At 36.7% G+C, this 21,961-nt stretch carries 17 protein-coding genes; 12 read left to right on the forward strand and 5 right to left on the reverse strand.

Going from position 1 to position 21,961, the window contains the following annotated elements; genetic code table 11:
* Window positions 1–322 precede the first annotated feature (322 nt).
* From AAC084_RS08395 to AAC084_RS08410, 4 genes are all read left to right on the forward strand, one after another.
* A complete protein-coding gene (locus AAC084_RS08395) occupies window positions 323–1,528 on the forward strand; it encodes a DcaP family trimeric outer membrane transporter (RefSeq protein WP_339839445.1) in 1,206 nt (401 codons plus the stop codon).
* A gap of 539 nt (window positions 1,529–2,067) precedes the next feature.
* Window positions 2,068–2,619, forward strand: coding sequence for a tyrosine-type recombinase/integrase (locus tag AAC084_RS08400; protein ID WP_339839447.1), 552 nt, complete (start codon window positions 2,068–2,070; stop codon window positions 2,617–2,619).
* A complete protein-coding gene (locus AAC084_RS08405; protein ID WP_339839449.1) occupies window positions 2,616–3,755 on the forward strand; it encodes an IS91 family transposase in 1,140 nt (379 codons plus the stop codon). Before AAC084_RS08400 ends, AAC084_RS08405 begins: the two co-directional genes overlap by 4 nt.
* Window positions 3,752–3,973 (forward strand): hypothetical protein, encoded by a 222-nt coding sequence (locus AAC084_RS08410; protein WP_339839451.1) that lies wholly within the window; start codon window positions 3,752–3,754, stop codon window positions 3,971–3,973. Before AAC084_RS08405 ends, AAC084_RS08410 begins: the two co-directional genes overlap by 4 nt.
* Before the next feature lie 446 nt (window positions 3,974–4,419).
* Here the strand turns inward: AAC084_RS08410 and AAC084_RS08415 are convergent, their stop codons facing one another.
* The 3 genes from AAC084_RS08415 to AAC084_RS08425 all read right to left on the reverse strand — a co-directional run bounded on the left by AAC084_RS08415 (window position 4,420) and on the right by AAC084_RS08425 (window position 6,331).
* The gene (locus AAC084_RS08415; RefSeq protein ID WP_339839454.1) at window positions 4,420–4,716 is read right to left on the reverse strand and encodes a hypothetical protein; all 297 of its coding nucleotides are present in this window, start codon (window positions 4,714–4,716) and stop codon (window positions 4,420–4,422) included.
* Between the two features lie 2 nt (window positions 4,717–4,718).
* Window positions 4,719–4,988, reverse strand: a complete 270-nt coding sequence (locus tag AAC084_RS08420) for a helix-turn-helix domain-containing protein (protein WP_339839456.1) — start codon at window positions 4,986–4,988, stop codon at window positions 4,719–4,721.
* A 134-nt stretch (window positions 4,989–5,122) separates the two neighbouring features.
* Window positions 5,123–6,331: a site-specific integrase gene (locus AAC084_RS08425; protein ID WP_339839458.1), complete on the reverse strand. Its 1,209-nt coding sequence runs from the start codon at window positions 6,329–6,331 to the stop codon at window positions 5,123–5,125.
* 257 nt (window positions 6,332–6,588) lie between these two features.
* Between AAC084_RS08425 and AAC084_RS08430 the strand changes: the two genes are divergently transcribed.
* Complete coding sequence (locus AAC084_RS08430; RefSeq protein ID WP_339839460.1) at window positions 6,589–6,804, forward strand: hypothetical protein; 216 nt, start codon at window positions 6,589–6,591, stop codon at window positions 6,802–6,804.
* 329 nt (window positions 6,805–7,133) lie between these two features.
* Here the strand turns inward: AAC084_RS08430 and AAC084_RS08435 are convergent, their stop codons facing one another.
* On the reverse strand, window positions 7,134–8,939 hold the full coding sequence (locus tag AAC084_RS08435) for an exo-alpha-sialidase (protein ID WP_339839462.1): 1,806 nt from the start codon (window positions 8,937–8,939) through the stop codon (window positions 7,134–7,136).
* Window positions 8,940–9,259: 320 nt separating this feature from the next.
* Between AAC084_RS08435 and AAC084_RS08440 the strand changes: the two genes are divergently transcribed.
* The 4 genes from AAC084_RS08440 (at window position 9,260) to AAC084_RS08455 (ending at window position 15,368) form a co-directional block, all read left to right on the forward strand.
* Window positions 9,260–10,687: a glycosyl hydrolase gene (locus tag AAC084_RS08440; RefSeq protein ID WP_339839465.1), complete on the forward strand. Its 1,428-nt coding sequence runs from the start codon at window positions 9,260–9,262 to the stop codon at window positions 10,685–10,687.
* A gap of 1,250 nt (window positions 10,688–11,937) precedes the next feature.
* A complete protein-coding gene (locus tag AAC084_RS08445) occupies window positions 11,938–14,076 on the forward strand; it encodes a catalase (protein ID WP_339839467.1) in 2,139 nt (712 codons plus the stop codon).
* A gap of 25 nt (window positions 14,077–14,101) precedes the next feature.
* Window positions 14,102–14,455 carry a hypothetical protein gene (locus tag AAC084_RS08450; protein ID WP_339839469.1) on the forward strand — a complete coding sequence of 118 codons (354 nt, stop codon included), beginning with the start codon at window positions 14,102–14,104 and terminating at the stop codon, window positions 14,453–14,455.
* A gap of 427 nt (window positions 14,456–14,882) precedes the next feature.
* A complete protein-coding gene (locus AAC084_RS08455) occupies window positions 14,883–15,368 on the forward strand; it encodes a ferritin-like domain-containing protein (protein WP_339839471.1) in 486 nt (161 codons plus the stop codon).
* A 106-nt stretch (window positions 15,369–15,474) separates the two neighbouring features.
* Here the strand turns inward: AAC084_RS08455 and AAC084_RS08460 are convergent, their stop codons facing one another.
* Window positions 15,475–15,909, reverse strand: a complete 435-nt coding sequence (locus AAC084_RS08460; RefSeq protein ID WP_339839474.1) for a response regulator — start codon at window positions 15,907–15,909, stop codon at window positions 15,475–15,477.
* A 473-nt stretch (window positions 15,910–16,382) separates the two neighbouring features.
* On the opposite strand from AAC084_RS08460, the gene AAC084_RS08465 reads away from it, so the two are divergent.
* The 3 genes from AAC084_RS08465 to AAC084_RS08475 all read left to right on the forward strand — a co-directional run bounded on the left by AAC084_RS08465 (window position 16,383) and on the right by AAC084_RS08475 (window position 21,919).
* Window positions 16,383–16,832, forward strand: coding sequence for a response regulator (locus AAC084_RS08465; RefSeq protein ID WP_339839476.1), 450 nt, complete (start codon window positions 16,383–16,385; stop codon window positions 16,830–16,832).
* 8 nt (window positions 16,833–16,840) lie between these two features.
* On the forward strand, window positions 16,841–20,797 hold the full coding sequence (locus tag AAC084_RS08470) for a PAS domain S-box protein (RefSeq protein WP_339839479.1): 3,957 nt from the start codon (window positions 16,841–16,843) through the stop codon (window positions 20,795–20,797).
* 837 nt (window positions 20,798–21,634) lie between these two features.
* Entirely contained in the window at window positions 21,635–21,919 is a 285-nt protein-coding gene (locus AAC084_RS08475; protein ID WP_339839481.1) for a hypothetical protein, read from the forward strand.
* Window positions 21,920–21,961 lie beyond the last annotated feature (42 nt).

Genomic DNA, 21,961 nt, shown 5'->3' on the forward strand with positions numbered 1-21,961 from the left:
AAATTTACTCTTTCTCATACTGTTTAAAATTATGACCTCCTCCCTATAAACAGTTCGGTTTAAGGGGGAGCTTACAATCCCAGGAAACCACGGAAAGGTTTTTGGAACAGATGCACAAAAACAGGAAGATTTAGACAAAATATTTAATGCGATAATTAAAAAAGATGGCGTTAAGAATGTAATTTTGGAATCTCAAAAATTTCCGTAAAATTCACAATGCATACTTCTAAAATGGTAGAAATAAAAACAATTGAAGATGAAGTAAAACGTTTAGGTTTCCATGCGATACCAATGGGATTATTCCAACTTTAAATAGGAACTCATGAAGCAGAAATCACTCATTTTATTAGGTGTTTTAATTACTATAAATTGCTTTTCCCAACAGGAAAAAGTAATAGTAAATAAAGACTCTTTGAGTATCAAACAAATACGACACCCACAATCACCAGAGCCAAAATATCAAAAATACGCTATTTCTGGCTATGTAAAGTTGGTTAGTACGTTCGATGTTGGTCCAAATATTAAAAACACAGGCGCGTTTAAAAATTCTGACATTCCTGTTAATCCTAATAAATTACAAGAAAAGTCGAGATTGTCTTTCGATGCAAGACAAACACGGGTAGGTTTTGATGGCAATTTTACAGCAGGTAATGAACATATTCATACCTATGTAGAAACCGATTTTTACTCTTCAGAAACTTTAAATAATTATAGTCTTCGCTTACGGTTGGCATACATTAATGTTTGGAAATTCCACATTGGTAGAGATTGGACCACCTTTGCAAATCTGGAAGCGACGCCAAATCAAGTAGACTTTCAAGGTGCGAATTCTTCACCTACCATTAGAAATGAGATGATTCGTTTTGTTCACGATTTAAACAAAAAGACCACACTCAATATTGCAGTAGAAACCCATAATTCAGATTTTACACCATTGGTTCAAGATGACCCAGGCTATGTATCATTTCCAGATTTGGTGTCGAATATTACACATACAGATGATTGGGGACAACTGTCATTTGCAAAGATGTTTCGAGACATCTCTTATCTTAATGCTGAACTAGATACCAAACACGAATTCGGTTACGGTTTAAATGTTGCGGGTTATATAAATACATTTAAAACAGCAAATGGCACTAAACACGATAAGTTGATGTTTATGGGTGTGACAGGAAAGGGAATAAGTCATTATATATTAGATATTTCTGGTTTGGGCTTGGATGCTGTTTCACTTGCAGCAAATAAATTAACTGCTTTAAAAGCCGGAGGAGGTTATTTAGCTTACGAGCATTGGTGGAACGATAAAATGAGTTCTACGCTTGTAGGAAGCCATGTTTCAGTAGAAGATGTAAATCAGCAACTTCCAAATATATATAAATCGGCAAGTTATCTTGAAGCCAATTATATCGCGACACCTTTAGAAAATTTTCACGTAGGTATTGCTTATTTATATGGTAATCATCGACTTCAAAATAAAGACAAAGGTAATGCGTCTAGAATACAAGCGATGTTTCAGTATAGTTTTTAAAAATATAATAAGCAGTCATAAATCGTTTAAGACGCTTTTAATTTAATTCAGAATTAAAAAAAACTTTCGCTTATAGAAATTGTATCTATAGGAATAGGCACCATGTTGAACTAAACCTAAAGGTAGCTTCAAGTTTTTACCGTTCACTACCTTTAAGTATTGTACAATCCTTAAGATCTAAATTATGAAAAAAAAGTAGTACCCTTCTCGAAAGGGCCCGTCAAAACGTTCCCGAATTTAATGTAACCTACCAAAAGCTAAAACGATCGGTAGAACTCTCCGGCAAGAGCCAGAGCACCCTTACCAATTATGCGCGCTGCCTGGCGCATATCGTACTTCATTTCAAGTGCAGTCCGCTCGATCTGGACCGGGAGCAGCTTCTGGATTATCTCCATCATCTAAAGTCGCAGGGCAAAACGCCTTCCGACAGTTTCTTCAAGCATACGGTATATGGTCTGCGTTACCTCTACCGGGTATATGGTCTTGAAGAGCACCGGGTCGCGCTACCTTCGATAGAGCGGCCCAAGAAACTGCCCGTGGTGCTGAGCGAGGAAGAGACAAGGCTGCTTATAAAAACCCCAAAGCTTCACAAACACCGATTGATGCTGGCCCTTCTCTACGGCTGTGGGCTGCGCAGCCTTGAACTCCGCAACCTGTATATAAAGGATATCGATATGGACAGGGAACAGCTCCACGTGCGCCAAGGGAAGGGGCGCAAGGACCGCTACGTTCCCCTCTGCGGTCTTTTGGTGCGCGGGGTACGCAAGCACCTGGCATCGGAAAGTCCCGTACAATGGCTTTTTAACGGTAACGATGCGCAAGGCAGGGCGGTAGGGCTATCCGCCAATGGTGTACAATGGGTGGTGAAACAGGCCCGGCAACAGAGCGGGATACGGAAGCAGGTGACCACCCACACTCTCAGGCACAGCTATGCGACCCACCTTTTGGAAATGGGCCTGGACATCATGACCCTTAAGGACCTTTTGGGCCATGTGGATATCCGGACCACTTTAGTGTATCTGCACGTTTCGCGCTATAAGCAGGGCACGGCCTTTAGCCCATTGGAAAAACTCTACGGCAAGGCGCAATGAGCGCCGCGGCCCATGAAGTGGCCGGTGTATTGGAACGGAACAGGGAGGGCCTATCGGGCATTTGCTCCGACAGCTGGCAGGCAAGGACGCTCCATGCGCTGCGCAAATGCCGTACCGCGGCCCTTGGCGGCCATATCGACCGCTGCGACGATCCATCCTGTGGCCGACTGCACCTTAGTTACAATAGTTGCCGCAACAGACACTGCCCGAAGTGCCAGGGGCACAAGCGGGAAGCGTGGATCAGGGCGCGAGAGGAAGAACTGTTGAACGTGCCCTATTTCCATGTGGTCTTCACCATGCCCGATACGCTGAACAAGCTGTGCCTGCACGAACCGAAGCAGCTTTACGGCCTGCTTTTCAGAACGGCCTGGTCGGTGATCAGGGATTTTGGTGAAAACCCGAAGTTTATGGGGGCAACAACGGGCATGGTCGCCATTTTGCATACCTGGGGCCAGAACCTGAGTTTGCATCCACATCTGCACTGCATCGTCCCGGGCGGAGGCGTGACGGCGGGCGGCAAGTGGAAGTATGGCCGTAGCAAGGGCAAATACCTGTTCCCCGTAAAGGCAATGGGCAGCGTGTTCAGGGCACGGTTCGTGGCCGGACTGCGCAAGGAGCAGGGAAAGCGGCAATCCCCTTCCTTTTACCAAAACCTGTTCGGGCAAAACTGGGTAGTCTATTGCAAGCGTCCGTTCCTAGGCCCGCCACAGGTAGTGGAATACTTGGGACGCTACACCCATAAGATCGCCATAAGCAACCATCGCATAAGGAACCTGGAGGAGGGCTCGGTGACCTTTTCCGTGAAGGATTACCGTCATGGGGGCAAAAAATCGTTGGTGCGGTTGCCGGATGCCGAGTTCATCAGGCGCTTTTCCATGCATGTGCTGCCCAAAGGGTTCGTACGCATACGTCATTACGGGATCTTGAGCAGTTGCAGGAAGAAGACCGTATTGCCCGTTGTAAGGGTCCAGATCGGTGGTATCGCGACCAAGATCACAAGGGAGCCCCTGCGGCACGGGATATGCCCCATGTGCAAAAAAGGAAAGTTGGTGACCTTGATGGTCTTCGACAGCAGGGGGCCGCCAAAGCATTGGCTCAGGAAACTGGAAAAACAAAATATACGTCCCCAAGATTGAACGGCGCACTGGCTGTAACGGACAGCCTATATCCAATATCAAGATTTTTGATAAAAAAAGAAGATGATTTCCAAATAAGGAACGCTTGGTTGGAAAACAACTCTCAAAAGAGATCAAAAACGGACCATGAGTCCGTTTTGAACGAGAAATTCAACCATAAGACCGTTCACCGCTTCCATACCAATCCCCATAGTAACTCTATAACCGACCCACTTTAGTCAACACCGCGTTCATGTTCGGTCGTACCGACCACACGAATGCTTAGTTAATGGGAGCAGGTATTTTTGCACTATTTAGTGAGATATCTTCTTTATCTGGCGTTTATTCTTGGCTAGCATTGCAACAACAGTTATCATCTCTGGTCTTGTGGGTTATTCTTTAATGAGTAAAATATCGAAAACGGGGGGCTGGCAAAATATTTAAACTACTCATGGAACGGAGGTTTAATAGGATGAGGTCAACTTTAATGAAGTTTTAGAAAACTAAGCAGTTCTAGTTAGGGGAGGCTTACACACTTGCCTACAAGATTGTCCTACAAGTAGACAGAATTTTAACATAAAAGAAAAGTATAAACCATTGTTTACGTAAGGAATTGCTAGTTGGTGTAAAAACCAAATATGTTGACCTATAGCCAGTGTTCAGGATTTAGTTAGTTTCCTGTTGCTTATCTGGAGAAGTCCAATCCTTTGTCGAAATCTTTACGGTCAACCTTCTTTACATCCATGTTTTGAATATCGGATGTCTTTTTATCCGATTCTATGTGTAGGATATTTTCTTTGTGCTGCCCTTGAGCGACTTCATTGCTATATTGCTCCATACCTACTTGCATAGCATTAATACGTTCGTTATCGTAACTAGTATCTTTAAACATTGGCGTAGTCAAATTCAATTCTTTAGCCAATTCATACCCAAGATTGAAAGCCTCTTTATAATCCTTATTAACTTTTAAACTTTCTTCCATAATTAAAAGGTTTCACGAACATTTGCCTCAATATATTCATTTATAGAGTCCCGGTCGTAGAGAATAATTTTCTTTTGTGGTTGGGAAAACGCAATTTTTCCCTCATCCCTCAATTTTTGTAAGGTGGTTGTAGATTTTATTTTAAGTATACCCATTGCTTCCTCTCCATCGATCCATTTGGCAGGCTTATCGTTTAATTTTTCCTCTAAATGTTCGACTACCTTATCAAATAAGGCGTAAAAAGCTTCTTCTTGTAAGCAGACGATTTGCATTGAATTATTTCTTAGCCAAAATGGTTTGCTCCATATTTTGGTTTTATTAATCCAATAATGTACCCATTTTTCGAAACCTATCGACCTAAAATAGTTTATCGGTCAATTTATTGGTTGAAAATACCGTTTGTATATTAGAAATTGACAACTTTTTCCAAGGCATCATCCGTTTCTTTGTGCATGAAATTTGATTGATAATTTACGGTCGTCGTAATCGAAGAGTGACGATATAGTTTTTGAAGCATTTGAATAGGTATTTTATCTCCTGAAATATTACCAAAAGTATGTCGGGCTATATGCATACTTAGTTTCTTTTCGATACCCAGTTTTTCAGCGACAATTTGCAATCGTCGATTTAAGTTTCTTGTAATAGTCTTAATCCGAGTTGCGACCCTCTTCTCGTCCTTTAAATCAGTACCTTTTAAATAAGGGAAGACTAAATCGTTCTTGTGTTTCTTGAGTGACATGTATTGATATAATATTTTCTTTGCCTTTTCAGGAACCGTTAGCGAAACAAGTTTTTTGTTTTTGCCCATTCGATAATAAAGCCTATCGTCTTTAAAATCAAGACATTTCAATTTTAGGACATCTCCGACCCTTATCCCCGCAAAGTAGAAACTTGTTAACCATGTATTTACGGCATTCTGTTGAGCGGGAGTCAAATCATTTGCAGTTTCAAGCAATTGCACCTCTTCCATATTCAATCCGATTTTTTCAGTTTCGGGAAATTTGATCTGGATTTTTCCTTTACCGAAAGGATAGTTCTTATCATCAACTTGGAATTCCTCTCTGGCGAAATTATAAATTGTTCGAATAAGCATCAGGTAATTGATAGCCGTTCTCTGAGCTACCTTCCTCTCGTACAAGAGATAGGTCTCAAAGCCCCTGAGAAGAATAACATCCAAATTGGAAAAAACCAATTCTTTACTTTTTAAGTACTCCTTGAAAATTTTCAGTCGCCTTTCTTGATTATAGTGCTGGTTGAACTTCTTCCTTTTCAAGAGATTTGAAAGAAATATTTCGCTAGCTTCAAAAAAATCCAATTTAGATTTACCAATTATTTTCTTTTTTATTTTCTTGGCAGATTGCCCTGAAACTTCAGTATCACTATCAATTAGTCTATCGTTTGCTTCTGATAGCTTCTTTGCCATTAGCTTATTTAAACGGTTTGAATTAGGATGTGATTTTCTAACCCTGTTGAATTTACTATCCCAAAACTTCTCGTCAATGTATTGTCCACTAAAAAGGTAAGATGATTTTCTATCTTTGGTTACACGAATGGCGATAGGAAATAATCCCGCCTTATTTGGTTTCATCCTTAAAACTGCCTGTATTGTTGCCATAACTACTATTTTGGATACTTAAATATACAAAATTTGGGTACAACATAGGTACAACATTTGATGTTTTTACATGGCTTTATAGGATTTCATAAATATATAATACGTTTATAAACAACTGATTAATAATAAAATGAGACCATATTGGTACAAATGTCTCAGAATTCATAACCCGGAGGTCGGGGGATCGTGCCCCCCTCTCGCTACATTAGTAAAATCAACCAAAACAACGGTTTAGTTCACTCTAAACCGTTTTTTTTATGTCTATATTTCTAGAAGTAATTACGATTGAACATAAAAGTGAACACGTTTTAGAATACGATTTATCTACAAAACCAAATTTTTCAGCTCCAAAAATCTATACCGCAAAGGGTAATCTTTCCAAAAGATGGTATGTTTATTTTTCATTTAGAGATTCGATTACCAAGAAACTGGTGCGAATGAAGAACATTTATGGGAAAACGAACAATTATTAGACCAAGGCGTACAGACTTCCAATCCTAACTTCGTACCGAAAAAATTTACTGAAATTACTTAAAGAGGGAAATAGCCTTTTTGAAAAAATAACTTCAATTGTAGCCGCAGAAACTATGGAAAGTATTTATGGAAATGAGACCTATGCTTTACCTCACGATTTACTCATTGAAACACTCAAAAAATATAATCGGATAGAAGAATAACGTTGTAGAACAATATATAAAGCCAATCAATCATAACCTGGAAGTCGGGGAATCGTACCCCCTCTTGCTACAGAACATAAGCTTATAATGTAATACCTACTGCAATTAAAAGTGTCTTGAAATAATCAATTGCTATGAAAAAGCATATTTGATGGAATTTCTACCTTTTCGAAATCGCCACTTTGCCAAGATAAGGTCAATTTACGTCCACCGCCTTGCTGAAAATAATTGAGCGCGATTTTATGCATTCCGGTTTTTAAAGAAATTGAACCTTTTTTTTCGTAATTGCCATGCGCCCCGTCATTGTCGATGAGCACTTCATCATTCAGGAATAGCACACTTCCATCGTTGGATTCAAGAAAGAAGGTGTATAAACCATCTTTTGGGACATTTATATATCCATCAAAGGCGTAACCGAAATTTTCTGTCTGTTCACTATATTCTATGGAAAATTGTGGGATTATACCTGCTGCTGTTTCCTGCTTTTTTTCAAGGCATCTCGCCTTGCTTAATTCTTCATTGTAATATTTATAATGTAGCCCCGCTGTAGGCTTCTCCGCCAGTTGCTGCGCCTCTTCAAATAGATCAGTACCAATTTCAACGGATACGATCTGACTAGGAGTTTTGTCTCCCGAAAATGCCTGCATACGCAACGTGGCTTTCTTGGTAATTACAATCGGTTCTTTATATCGCAATTCATTTTCCGGTTTGGGCAGGGAGCCATCAAGTGTATAATAAATTTTGGAGGTTCCGTCCTTGGGTGCCAATTGGATATTACCATTTTGATCTGATGCCACTTTGGGATTTTCGGTAGCCTCCTGATAAATCCAATCTAAGCTAAGGCGGGTAATTTGTGTAGTAGCCAAACCATGCCCGCCCTTTCTATCTCCTGCACAATGCCCCAAAAGCACATGATCATCAAGGAACTCTATTGCCGTGTAGCAATACCATCCATCAGGGTCACTTTCAATGGTCTTTATCTTCTCCCAACTTTTTCCTTCATCTTTGGATATGGCAAGGTTGTATGGAGTTCGATAGCCGCCGTCTCTTGAATTTTCGTAATTGTTGTTCCAGACCAGCAATAAGTCCCCTGTTTTTGGAATGCGCTCTATCGAAGCTGGGGAAAGTGGCGATTTTATATTTCCCGCTACGATGGGCGACCAGGTTTCCCCCTTATCTTCCGAATAGGAGAAGTATTGTACACCTGCATCTGTCCGACAAAAAAGCATCATTTTTCCATGATCTAATTCCACGATTCCTGGCTCTTGCAACACGACGTTGTTAGGATTGGGTACCTCCATGGATTTGGACCAACTTTTCCCTAGATCATCCGAGAAATAGGAATATATTTTTCCATTAGCAGTCATACTAGATTCAACCTCACCATGTAGTGCAGTGGGATAAATGATTCTGCCATTGGGCAACTGAAGCAATCTGTCGTTATTTATAACATGATATCCTTCGTCTTCCATACATCTGATCGGCTCACTCCAAGTGTGTGCCTCATCAGTAGAAATACGCATATAGGGTATACAGTCCGTTTCGGAGTTTTTTCTAATGTAAAAAAGCGCCAAACTTCCATCACTTAACCGCAAAAGAGAAACGGACATCACGTTCATTCTACCTTCGTTGGGTAAAATACTAACATCTTCTTGTGCCCAGGTTTGGCCGCCATCACTGGAATATCTCCCTGCAAGATAAGCTTTGGCATGATCCCCTGCTCCACCCGTAAAATGGGTATAAACAAACAATATTCGCCCATCTTTTAGCTGGATAAAATCCCCTTCGCTATTCCTAGGATTATCAGAACTAGGAGTTAGACGTAAAGTAATTTCTTTACCGGAATCTTCCTGTGGAGCAGTTTTACAACCCATGAAGAATATGGCTAATATTATAAAAAGGAAGCGGTATTTGGGGTTTGTGTAATTCATATTTTTTGAAAACTGGGGTAATTCTATTTTAGTCTCTTAAATTAGCCATTTTAGACTAGATCAACTTAAAAATTAATGGTATACTCTTTTTGGTCTTATAATCCACCCCCTTTGGATTTATTTGATTTTTCCATTGATGACTTATTCAAATTCATTGTCTTTGTCCTGAAACTGACAGGTATTATTATCAGTGATTTGATATTTAATGGTCATTCCGCTAGGGTTTTCAACACATATATTTTTATAAATCCATGATTATTATCGTAAGTGCAAAAAAATTGTAACTTAGATTTTCTACCATAAAACTTATCCAAAAATTCATGAAAGTAAACACTTGTATTAAGTCAGCACTCTTTGGTGTTTTTTTATTTTTAGGATTAATAATTGGAAATGTTCTACTAGCTCAAGGCAATGTCACAGCAATATTGCCTGAGTTTACGGTTGATCTATCCAAAACCATGGGTGGTTTCAAACCCTTGAACGGGGTCAACGGCGGTCCGAGAATTAGATTGGGAAATGCATTTGATAATAGTGAATATTTCAAAACCTTCGGCCCTCCACATGTACGCCTGCATGATACACGATATTCCGATGAAGAAACGGTTGATGTTCACACCATCTTTCCAAACTTTAATGCCGATGAAAATGATCCGGCAAACTATCATTTCAAAAAGACGGACATTTATATAAAGTCGATCTTGGATCTTGGCGCAAAAGTAATATTTAGGTTGGGAGAAAGTATTGAGCATGGTGAGCCAAAATTTTACATCCATCCTCCGTCCGATTTTGAAAAATGGGCGCGCATTTGTTCTCGGATAGTACAGCATTATAATATGGGCTGGGCCGAAGGCTTTAATTGGGATATTAAATATTGGGAAGTTTGGAATGAGCCGGACATAGCAGAGTGCTGGTCAGGAACTCAAGAACAGTATCTTCAATTGTATGAAATAACGGCCAAGACCTTAAAAAAATTGGATGCAAACTTGAAAATTGGAGGGCCAGCACTTGCCTATAACATGGATAGTGAGCTTGGGGAGGCTTTCCTTAAACATTGTAAAAAAACCAATTCCCCTTTAGACTTTGTTTCTTATCACATCTATAGTAAAAGTACCGATGACTTCATGAAAAGAATAGAAACATCAAACGCTACCATAAGGAAACATGGATTTAAAGATACGGAAATCAGTCTCTCCGAATGGAATTACGTAACATCTTGGTCTGGCAAAAGCAGAGCCGAATCACGAGATGGATTGGCCCAAACAATGGCCGCCCCTGGGTCAGCATTTACTGTTGCAGTTTTATCTTATATGCAAGATACAGAACTGGATATGGCACAATACTATTCCGCTTTTGGAACCATATTTCGTTTTGGGCTTTTTGATGCATCAGGAGTACCCAAAAAAGCAATTCATGCATTAGAAGCCTATCATAAAATGGTACAATTGGGCACTCGGGTTTCTACCGTTGGGAATAATCAGGAAACAGGTGTGTCTATCATTGCCTCTACCCAATTGAGTGACGGAAAAATAGCTGTTTTGTTAAGCAATTTTGAAGATGATGCCTCACGCTATAAACTCCAGATGAAGAATGTTCCTTTTCAAAACCAATTAAAGTGTAGCGAATATTTATTGGACGACAAACATAATTTGGACTTGGACCGTGAACAAATATTGAGCAGCAAAGATTTCAGCGTCATTGTAGACTTGCCCAAATCGTCAGTTAGGTTACTTCTTTTTGAATCTTTTTAAACATTCAAAAACATAAAACTCCTTACATATCGACAATTCTAAGTTTGATTATTTTTCAATAGGCCCCATAAAATATCCGTCTACCTATTAAAACCAGGGTTCCGAAAATCGTAAAACCCGAATAATAGATTTTGATATTGTGGAAATCACGTGGTTTAAACTGTTGAACATTGCCTACAAAGTACGTTGTTGGGTCTATCTTCTTCTGTAGTGGAGATGCATGATCGTAAATAATTCTTGAAGCCTTGGAAATAATTTAGCCTATGGTTTCGGGAATCAATTTCAAAAATATGTGTGATTTAGAAAAAGATAAAAAATAAACAATACCAGAGTTCGTGTTTTGTTCATTTTTTGCATCGCCAAAAAAAACGACCAAGCCCACTTAACTTCGGTAGACAGGCCTAACGGCAGTACACTAGAGTCAAACAACAGTATAATCGTGTATTGCTTTCCTCCTATTTAGCTTAAGAAGAACTGATATAAAAACAAACAAATTCTTCTTTAATTTAAGACATCGTTATTCTCGGCTCATAGATTTAGAAATTAGATTCTTTGAACTTTTTTCATTGGATATATCTAACTGATGCTCTTAAAGGAAAATATGCAGCAATTGAAGATATGGGAAAGGGCATTTCGAAGCTCTTCTTTAGAAACTTATTTTTAGGTTTCTTTGATGAAAACAACATCAGACATAAACAAATATCAATTAAGGTTAAGTCAGAATATGGTATAAATTATGTCTTATTAACTTTCTAAATTACCTGCCTTAACAACACATTTTTCAACAGTGTTTTTCTCTTTAACAACTGAATATTTTTCCAATCTCTTTTTATTCTCACTCCTAATATTCAACGTATAAAACATTAATACATTACAAAAAGTAACGCTTGTATATGTACTGATTTTCATATAAGCCCATTGTGTGTATCAATTCTAAATCAATATGGTTTGGGTTAATAAAATGTTTTAATTAGTCAATGCTCTGCCTATATACTAAATAATTTTAATGTAAAATATTTAATAATTAGAACTCAGGTAATAAATTAAAAGGTCATGGTTGGTTCTATTAAACAAAGGCGAAGACTTTATAAACAGTTTAAAAATTGAACGTGGAATACGTAGAAAATTATAAGGTAAGGTATAACAAATCTCTTCGCATAAAAACTATACAATTATGGCTTGGTCTAAAACCTCAAAGACAGCGAAAGATATACTCATAAATTATAAAAAAATTAAATTAAGATGACATTATGAAAAAGAAAGATAACATTTCCGCAAGTAATGAAAAATCAAAGCAACTGGATAAATTCACAATCGATAACAGTGATAAAGCTCTGACTACCAGGCAAGGCTTAAAGGTTAGCGACACAAACAATTCTTTAAAGGCAGGACCGAGAGGGGCTACCTTGTTGGAGGATTTTTTACTTAGGGAAAAAATCCACAGTTTTGACCATGAGCGAATTCCTGAACGCATCGTCCATGCTCGCGGTAGCGGAGCACATGGCTATTTTGAACTCTATGAGAGTATCGAGAAATATTCGAAAGCTGGTATTTTTACGGACACCTCAAGAATAACCCCTGTATTTGTTCGGTTCTCTACAGTTGGTGGTTCCAAAGGTTCCACTGACATGGCACGTGATGTTAGAGGTTTTGCAGTAAAATTTTACACCCAAGAAGGGACTTGGGACCTTGTTGGCAATAATATGCCAGTTTTTTTTATTCAGGATGCCATGAAATTTCCAGACTTAATCCATTCGGTTAAACCTGAACCCAACAAGGAAATCCCACAGGCGGCATCAGCACACGATACCTTTTATGATTTTGTTTCTTTGACAACTGAAACGCTTCACAACCAAATCTGGTTAATGAGTGATAGAGCGATACCGCGCAGCTTCCGTATGATGGAAGGATTTGGTATACATACATTCCGACTAATAAATAAGGAGGGTAAAGCACATTTTGTAAAGTTTCATTGGAAACCCAAATTAGGAGTACATTCCGTTACATGGGATGAAGCCGTTAAAATTAGTGGTGCAGACTCCGATTTTCACCGAAGGGATTTGTGGGATGCTATTGACGCCGGACAATTTCCCGAATGGGAGCTCGGCTTACAAATTGTACCCGAAGAGGACGAACACAAATTTGAATTCGACCTGTTAGACCCAACAAAACTTATACCTGAAGAAATGGTACCTGTTCAAATTATTGGAAAGATGGTACTTAACCGTAACCCCGAAAATTTCTTTGCCGAGACTGAGCAAGTGGCTTTTCTTCCTGGAAATATTGTACCCGGAATTGATTTTACGAACGACCCATTGCTACAAGGACGATTATTTTCATATAGGGATACACAACTTTCAAGGTTGGGTAGTCCTAATTTCCACCAAATTCCGATTAATAGGCCTGTTGCTGCTGTTCACAATAATCAAAGGGATGGGCAAATGCAGATGGAAATACCTAAAGGCCAAACAGCCTATTTTCCAAATACATTAAGCGCCGGTTGCCCCTATCTATCTTCAGTGGAGGAAGGTGCTTTTGAAAGCCATCAAGAACATATCGATGCCAAAAAAATTAGGGCACGAAGCGAGAGTTTTAGTGATCATTTCTCGCAACCCGCTCTATTTTATAGAAGTTTGGCTGATTGGGAGAAACAACATGTGGCCGATGCCTATTCTTTCGAACTTGGCAAATGCAATCATGACCATATAAAAGAACGTATGTTATGGCTTATTGCCCAAATTGATGAGAGCTTGGCAAAAGAAGTCAGTTCAAATCTGGGCATTGTAATTCCAAATGATATAAAGAGACCCATCAATCAGGCAATAGGCGCCGATGCCAAAGTAGAAGACCACCAACCAGGCAAGAAGAAAATTTATCTGGACATGGCACCTACCCTAAGTCAGGCCAACACAAAGTTCGACACCATTGCCACACGCCAAGTTGCATTCTTAATGGCCGACGGTTTTAATAATAAGGAATTTGAAGAAATGAAAGAAGCTTTGGAAAACGAAAAGGCAGTTGTAAAAATTGTATCACCACATGGCGGTACGGTCACTAGTGACTCAAACATGGAATACAAAATAGATGCTTCAATTATGACTACTGAAAGTGTCCTCTTTGATGCCGTCTATATTCCAGGTGGCAAAAAATCTATCGAGGGCCTCATGAAAAAAACGAAATTTATAAAGTTCGTGAACGAAGCATTCAAACATTGTAAAGCGATAGCTGCTGATAATGAAGGTGAAATATTGTTGGACAATAGTGTTGTAAAAGAAAACAAGAATGACAAAGCTGTCTTTTTAAACAAAAAAGCGAGCAATTTCATTTCGGCAATTGCTAAACACCGAAATTGGGAACGTATAAAAACCGCTTCTGAAATACCAGTGTAAACTATTTAATTATAAATCAATTTATATGGAAAATGAATTTGCAAAACATGAAATCGATTATATCCGTCGCTACGAGGCAATAGGTTATACTGATCAGTATAGGGTTGTTGCCAATCGATTGGATAATCTCACAAATAAAAAATCATATTCTTGCGAGGAGGTTACAATCTTAAAGGAACATCGATATGAAGGTATGAGTAACCCTTCGGATATGTCGTTGCTTTATGTTCTGGAGACATCAGATGGTAGCAAAGGAACAATGCTTGCTAATTATGGTGCTAAATCTGATACCTCGATTCATGAGTTCATGAACTCCGTACCTAAAGAAAACGTTAAAGATGAACAGGTGCTTCCACCAGATGCGGAAAATGAAGTATAACCTTACGCGAAAAGCCCATTAAACCTTGGTAAATAAAAAATTGAAATTTTACCCATATTACACGGTACTACCAATTAGTAAACTAAATCCAATAACTTTTATGTACTTAGATAAGTATTAAAAACGGGATTCAAAAATCACTTTATTTTCATAAATGCCACCTAATTTCCGGTGGCATTTTGTTTTTATAATAATTACGTACAAGAATGAAATCGGTAATTAATATTCCTAATTTTTTGGACTATTGATATACTATACAAATTACAAGAGCATAAGACTTAGTACCGTTGTTTTCGTTTCAAATTAGTAGGAATACTGATTTTTAAAATTGCGCATTACAGCTAATTTTTGAATTTATTGATATACTTCATTTCGAAATCTGCCTGTAATTTAGATTAAAGTTTTAATCCCAAAAAAGCATACTAACATGAAAAATTTAAAAGAATTATTCGAACATCAACTTAAGGATTTGTACAGTGCAGAGTCACAACTTGTGGAAGCTTTGCCTAAAATGGTTAAAAACGCTTCAGATCCAAAATTAAAGAAGGCATTTGAAGACCATTTAAAAGAAACTAAAGAGCAGAAAAAAAGATTGGAAGATATCTGCGATGAATTGAACATTAAACCGAGTGGCGAAAAATGTAAGGCAATGGAAGGACTTATTAAAGAAGCTGAAGGGTTTATTGAAGAGGCAGAAGATGAAGATGTAATGGACGCTGGACTAATAGCGGAAGCTCAACGCGTAGAACATTACGAAATCTCTGGATACGGCACAGCCGTAAGATTCGCCAAAGAACTTGGCCACAAAAAAATTGCAGAGAAGCTTCAAAAGACCTTAGATGAAGAGTATGATGCCGATAATAAGCTAGACAAGCTTGCGGAAAACCGTTTAAATGAAGAAGCTATTTCTTAACTATTCACAGTCATATTTATATTAATAGCACCCCAAAAGGGTGCTATTTTTTTAATTAATAAATATGGAATTAAATTTCACAAAAAAAAAATTCAATTTATTAAGTTTACTTGAGAATTATAAACTCGTTATCTTTTTTTAGCTCGTTACTTAATGAAGTATTACATAAAGATTTATGAATCAGTGTTTTTAGGGTCTTAAAAGAAGTTGATTTTTGTATGAATTGATTAGCACCATCTTCTTTAAGCTGATTTACTTCTCTTTGTCGATATGTTGTAGAGTAAACTATTACGTGGATGTTAGCGAATTTTGCAAAATTCCTAATATCGGTCAGGCATTCGAACCCGTCCATAATCGGCATATAAAGGTCAAGAAATATTACATCTGGTAGTACCTCATCAGAAAATAATTTATCCATTAAGTCAACACCATTATTAAATTGAGTCACTTGTGTTCTGAGTGGTATTTCGTCTAAAGCCTCCAATAAAAACTCGCGATCCTCTTTATCATCATCGGCTAAATAAATTTTAATACGGTCCATTATCAATTATAATATATAAAATTTACGGCTCTATTGAACTTAATCAAACCTAATATTAGGGTCTAAAAATACTTATAAACTATAGAAAATTTTACGCTATTTTACATTTAAACTAACTCTAAAGCGTAAAATTCTAAAAGATTCAGATCATGTTAAAAACTACAATACAGTAATTCTTACAAGTTGCTATTCAACCATATTTAAATTTAAGTGTACTTATTAAAATTTCATATAAATTCTAATACTGTTCATGCATACTATTTAGTTCATTGTAAAATATTCTTTAGGTAATTTTTAGCTTATTATATCAAGTTATATTCGCAAGCGCCAATTAAAATGACACTTATCTCATTTAAAATTTAATTAAAATAAATTAAGCTATTTTTAAAACCTAAATGTCAGATATTAGTTACTTAATAAATCTATAGATTCGTCAATAATTAGCAGTAATAATATATTTAATACAATCTAATATGGAGCACAAATTAAAGCAACACATTTTATTAGTTGATGACGATAAAGACGATTGTGATATATTCAAAGAGGCATTAGACGAATTAGGAATAGCTTTTATTCTAACAGTATTACATAACGGTATGGAGCTTTTAGATTATTTATCCTCCGAAGTAGCGAGCTATCCTGATATATTATTCCTTGATTTGAATATGCCAAGAAAATCTGGATTAGAATGTATTAAGGAAATGAAATCATCCACTATATTATCTACCATTCCAATTGTAATTTATTCTACATCTTTTAATACACATGTAGTTGATGAACTATATGATTTAAGTGCACATTATTACATTCAAAAACCGAGCTCATACAAGTGCTTAAAAAAAGTAATTAACCAAGCAATACATTTAATAAGCAAAGAAAACAAAACCTCAATTACCAGGGCTAATTTTGTTATTAAACCTTAGACTAACATATGCACGCTGACGATACTACATTTAATTTTTTACAAGGTGGCGGAGAAATGGGTAAACTCATAGAGTCTTACGATTGGAATACAACCCCCTTAGGTGATTTGAAAAATTGGCCACAAACATTAAAAACGATGGTCAACGTAATGCTTAACACCCCATATAGTATGTGTATTGCGTGGGGAAAGGAATCTATTCAAATATACAACGACAGCTATTATTCAACCTTAGGCTTAAGCAGGCATTCTAACACTTTAGGAAATGGAGCACAAGCCATTTTTGCCGAAAACTGGCATGATATAGGTTCTTCACTTAATAGTGTAATGAACGGCAATTCTATTGGGCAGCAATTAATTTCGTTACCTATCTATAGAAATAACACAACTGACAACTATCAATTCCAATTTACCTATAGTCCGATTCGATTAGCGACGGGTGAAATTGCGGGTGTCTTAATAACAGTACAAGAAAATAGTACTGAAAGAAATCATTCAAAAAACATAGACGAAAATAACGACAGTTTTCAACAGCCAACTACAGATTCCTTACTAACTGAAGCGAAAAAAACCAGTACTACTACTACTTATTTTCCTGAAGCATGGTTTAAGCTCACAGGTATGCAAATAGAGCAATTATTGGACTTCGGATGGTTAGAACAAATACATCCTGACGATAGAGAACAACATAAGAATATATTCCTTAAAGCTTTTGAAAATAAAGAATCATTTACTGATGAGTTTCGTGTTTTAAATAGCGAAGGTGAATACCGTTGGTTACTTGTACAAGGACCACCAAGTTTTGAAACGGATGGCACATTTGCAGGTTATATAAGTTCATGTATCGATATTACAGATCAAAAGACTTTTGAACTAGAATTACAAGAAAGTAAAGATCAATTAGAATTTGCCATTGCCGCAGCTGAACTAGGTACTTGGGATTATAATCCGTTGACCAATATTTTCACAGCCAATAATAGGCTCAAAGATTGGTTCGGGTTGCCAAATAACAATGAAATTGAATTAACGGATGCGATTAATGCAATTAAAGAAAATGATAGAGAACGTGTAGCCACGGCCATTCAAAATTCGCTAGAGTATGCAACTGGTGGTAGTTATGATATTGAGTTCAGAATAAATCATTTAATCAACAAGAAAGAAACAATTCTACATGCAAAAGGCAGGGCATGGTTCAATGATAATAATATTGCCTATCGCTTAAACGGCACATTAGAAGATGTTACTACACGAGTATTAGCAAGAGAAAAAGTTGAGGAAAGTGAAACACGTTACCATAATCTTATTCAATCATCACCTTCTGCTATCGCCATATTATCTGGTGAAGATTTAGTGATAACAATTGCCAATGATACTATTACTGAGTATTGGGGAAAAGGAAAAGATGTAATAGGTAAACCATATTTCGAATTATTGCCAGAAATGGTAGACCAAGGTTATGTCGATATTTTTAAAGAAGTTTATAAAACAGGCAATCCTTTTACGGCAATTGAAATTCCATTGTATTTTTTGCAACATGGAGAAATGAGTACAAAATATTACAACTTCATCATTTATCCGCAGAGAGATTTTGAAGAAAATATAAATGGTCTTGGTATAATTGCAACAGAGGTAACCTCACAGGCCCTTTTAAACAATAAGATTAAAGAGAGCGAACAAAATATACGAGCCTTGGTCGAAAGTGCTCCATTCCCTATTGCTGTATACGTAGGAGACGAGATGTTGATTTCATTGGCAAATCAGTCCATTATGGATGCTTGGGGGAAAGGAAATGATGTGGTCGGTAAATTATATTCAGACATTCTACCAGAATTAGGAAATCAACAAATATTCAATCAAGTTCGTAGTGTATTTCATACAGGAACTCCCTTTCATGCAAAAAACCAAAGAGTTGATTTGAGAAAAGATGATGAATTGAAATCTTTCTATTTCAACTATAGCTTCACTCCCCTATTCAACGAATCAGGAAATGTGTATGCAGTTATGAATACTGCTGCAGAAGTTACAGAGCTTCACGAAGCTAAAATTAAGGTTGAAGAAAGTGAAAAGAGATTCCGTAGAATGGTTATGCAGGCGCCACTAGGTATCACCATTTTTAGAGGAAAAAACCATATAGTCGAAATAGCAAACAAAAGCTATTTAGAAATTATAGAAAAAACTAAAAAACAGTTTATAGGAAAGCCACTTTTTGAGACATTACCAGAGGTCAAAGATATTATTTCACCTATAATTGCAGACATATATAAAACGGGTGATGCATATCATGGATATGAATTTCCTGTTGTCTTTAATAGACACGGTAAGTCAGAAACTAAATACTTTAATTTCGTTTATCATCCTTTAAAAGAAAAGAATACCATTACAGGTATCATGGCTGTAGCTACTGAAGTAACTGAAATGGTGAAGGCCAAGCACGTTATTGAAGAAAGTGAAGAAAAGCTAAGTCTTATTATTGAAGCCAGTGAGTTAGGGGTTTTTGATGTCGATTTAAAAACGGATGATATTATAGCTTCTAAACGATGCTATGAAATTTTAGGCTTTTATGGTGAAACTAGTTTAACGCACGAGGATATGGTGAATAATATTCATCCAGATGATCTTGAAATGCGAAAAGAAGCATTTGAAACAGCTTTTAAAGAAGGAACTTTACGTTACCAATCAAGAGTACTAAGAAAAGACCAATCTATACATTGGATCGATGCTAAAGGAAAGGTGTTTTATGATGAAAATAATAAACCTGAAAGATTACTGGGTACTGTTCGTGACATCACTGAAGAACGCAATTTTCAACAGCAATTATTAGAGCGTGAAGAAAAGTTCAGGTTATTGGCAGACTCTATGCCCCAATTTGTTTGGACATCTGATGCCGAAGGAAACTTGAATTATTTTAATAAATCAGTTTTTGATTACTCAGGATTAACACCAGAAAAAGTTTATAAAGACGGATGGATTCAAATTGTACATCCAGAGGATAGGGAAGAAAACATTAAACTCTGGACAGTAGCTATAAGTACTGGAAAAGACTTTTTACTTGAACATCGATTTCGAAATTCTATTGGAGAATACCGTTGGCAATTAAGTCGTGCTATTCCCCAAAAAGATAGCGATGGTACTATAAAAATGTGGGTAGGTACAAGTACAGATATCCAAGAGCAAAAAATGTTTACTAACGAATTAGAGAACATGGTTCAATTACGAACTAATGAACTGCAACATAAAAATGTTGATCTTGAAAAGATGAATAAAGAGTTGCAATCTTTTGTATATATATCTAGTCATGATTTGCAAGAACCACTTCGTAAAATTCAAATCTTCGCCTCTCGCATTTTAGAAACAGATTTCGAAAGCTTATCAGAAAGAGCAAAGCATGATTTTACAAGAATGCAGAAATCGGCATTTAGAATGCAAAGCTTAATACAAGATTTACTTGCCTATTCAAGAACCAAGGTTGAAGACATAACTTATGAAATTGTTAATCTTCACGAAGTCATTGAAGATGTTCAAGAAACATTAAGTGAAGAATTAAAAAATAATAAGGTTACTCTCGATTTGAATATTAAATGCAAGGTCAAAATAATACCAATACAGTTTAAACAAATCATTCATAATCTAATAAGCAACTCTATTAAGTTTGCTAAGGAAGACCACCCATTGGTTATTAAAATTGATTGTGAGCATATAAAAGGAAAAGATACAGGTGTCGAAACCTTAGATAGCAACAAAAAGTATTGCCATATTTGCTTTGCAGATAATGGAATCGGATTCGAACAACAATTCAGTGAAAAAATATTTGAAGTATTTCAACGCTTACATAGTAACGATGAATACACAGGTACAGGTATTGGATTGGCTATTGTCAAAAAAATAATTGAAAACCATAAAGGACATATTTTAGCAAAAAGCACGGTGAATGAAGGTGCTGTATTCCATATTTATATTCCGGCTTAACTTTGAAATCAGTGTAACTTATTAATTTAAAGAGCTACTACGTTTAGGACAAAAGTTTCCTTTACTAATTAATATTCAATAGCAATTTTCTAGAATAGTAAAAATGCATTTAAAAGAAGAACTTAATAAGGGCCGATTAGAAGCTGTACGAATTAATGGTAAACATTTAATGGTACTTGCAAGCGCAGACACCGAAAAGTCTAACACAATGCTTGAAAAAAATCAATTATCTCATTAATGACAAACAAGCTGATGCCAACACCTAACAATTAATAACCTAGTATTTATTTAATAATAAGCAATTAACAGCCTACCCTACTATCTACCATTTCCTACCCTGCTAATTATCATTGCCTACCATATCACTTACCCAAAGTTAAAGTTTAACCTACCCGTGACAACCATATTACCTACACTATGCCTACCCGAAAATAAACGATAGAATTCCATAATATTTGAAGTGGTAACCACAACTCCCACATTCGTTGTCATTACCAATAATAAACTGCCATTTTACGACAGTGCAAACCATCACTAACCATAGGTTATCTTAAGCAAATCTATTTTCTATTCTAGGTTAAGTAATACTCACACCGTGCTTACCCGAAGAAAAATAATTGACTACCATTCTTGAAAAGCTTTGGTTAAACCTTAAGAAAGTAGGCTGATTCTTGTTGTCTTGACTACAAAAAAGAATCGGTAAAACTCATTGTTTACTTTATGCATTATTTCAGTCACTTGTCTTTTCTTTTTATACCGTTAGTCATAATACTTTTTGAGCAAACAAGAAACTCTTTATTTTATAACTTTAATTTATTAATAATTAAAACATAAAAAATGGTTACTGAAGATAAAAAACAATCAACGGAAAATTCTAAAGAGTCAATTGGAAAACCCGTAAATAATGGAGGTGTAGCAACTTCAAGAACTGACTTACATTTAGAAAAGCAATGGTTAGCGGTACGGGATGAATATCTTGCCCATTATCCTGAAGTTGAAAATACCGATACAGAATATGATAAAGAAAATTTTTCGTCCATTTTTGATAGTATCGCAAAAAGAAGACAACGTACATCGAAAGAAATACGTGATGAAATTATGGAATGGTCCTCAACTAAATAGAATTAAACTTCGAAATCTTGAAGATTAAAGGTTCATTCACAT

The organism is uncultured Maribacter sp. (assembly GCF_963977385.1).
GTDB lineage: Bacteria > Bacteroidota > Bacteroidia > Flavobacteriales > Flavobacteriaceae > Maribacter.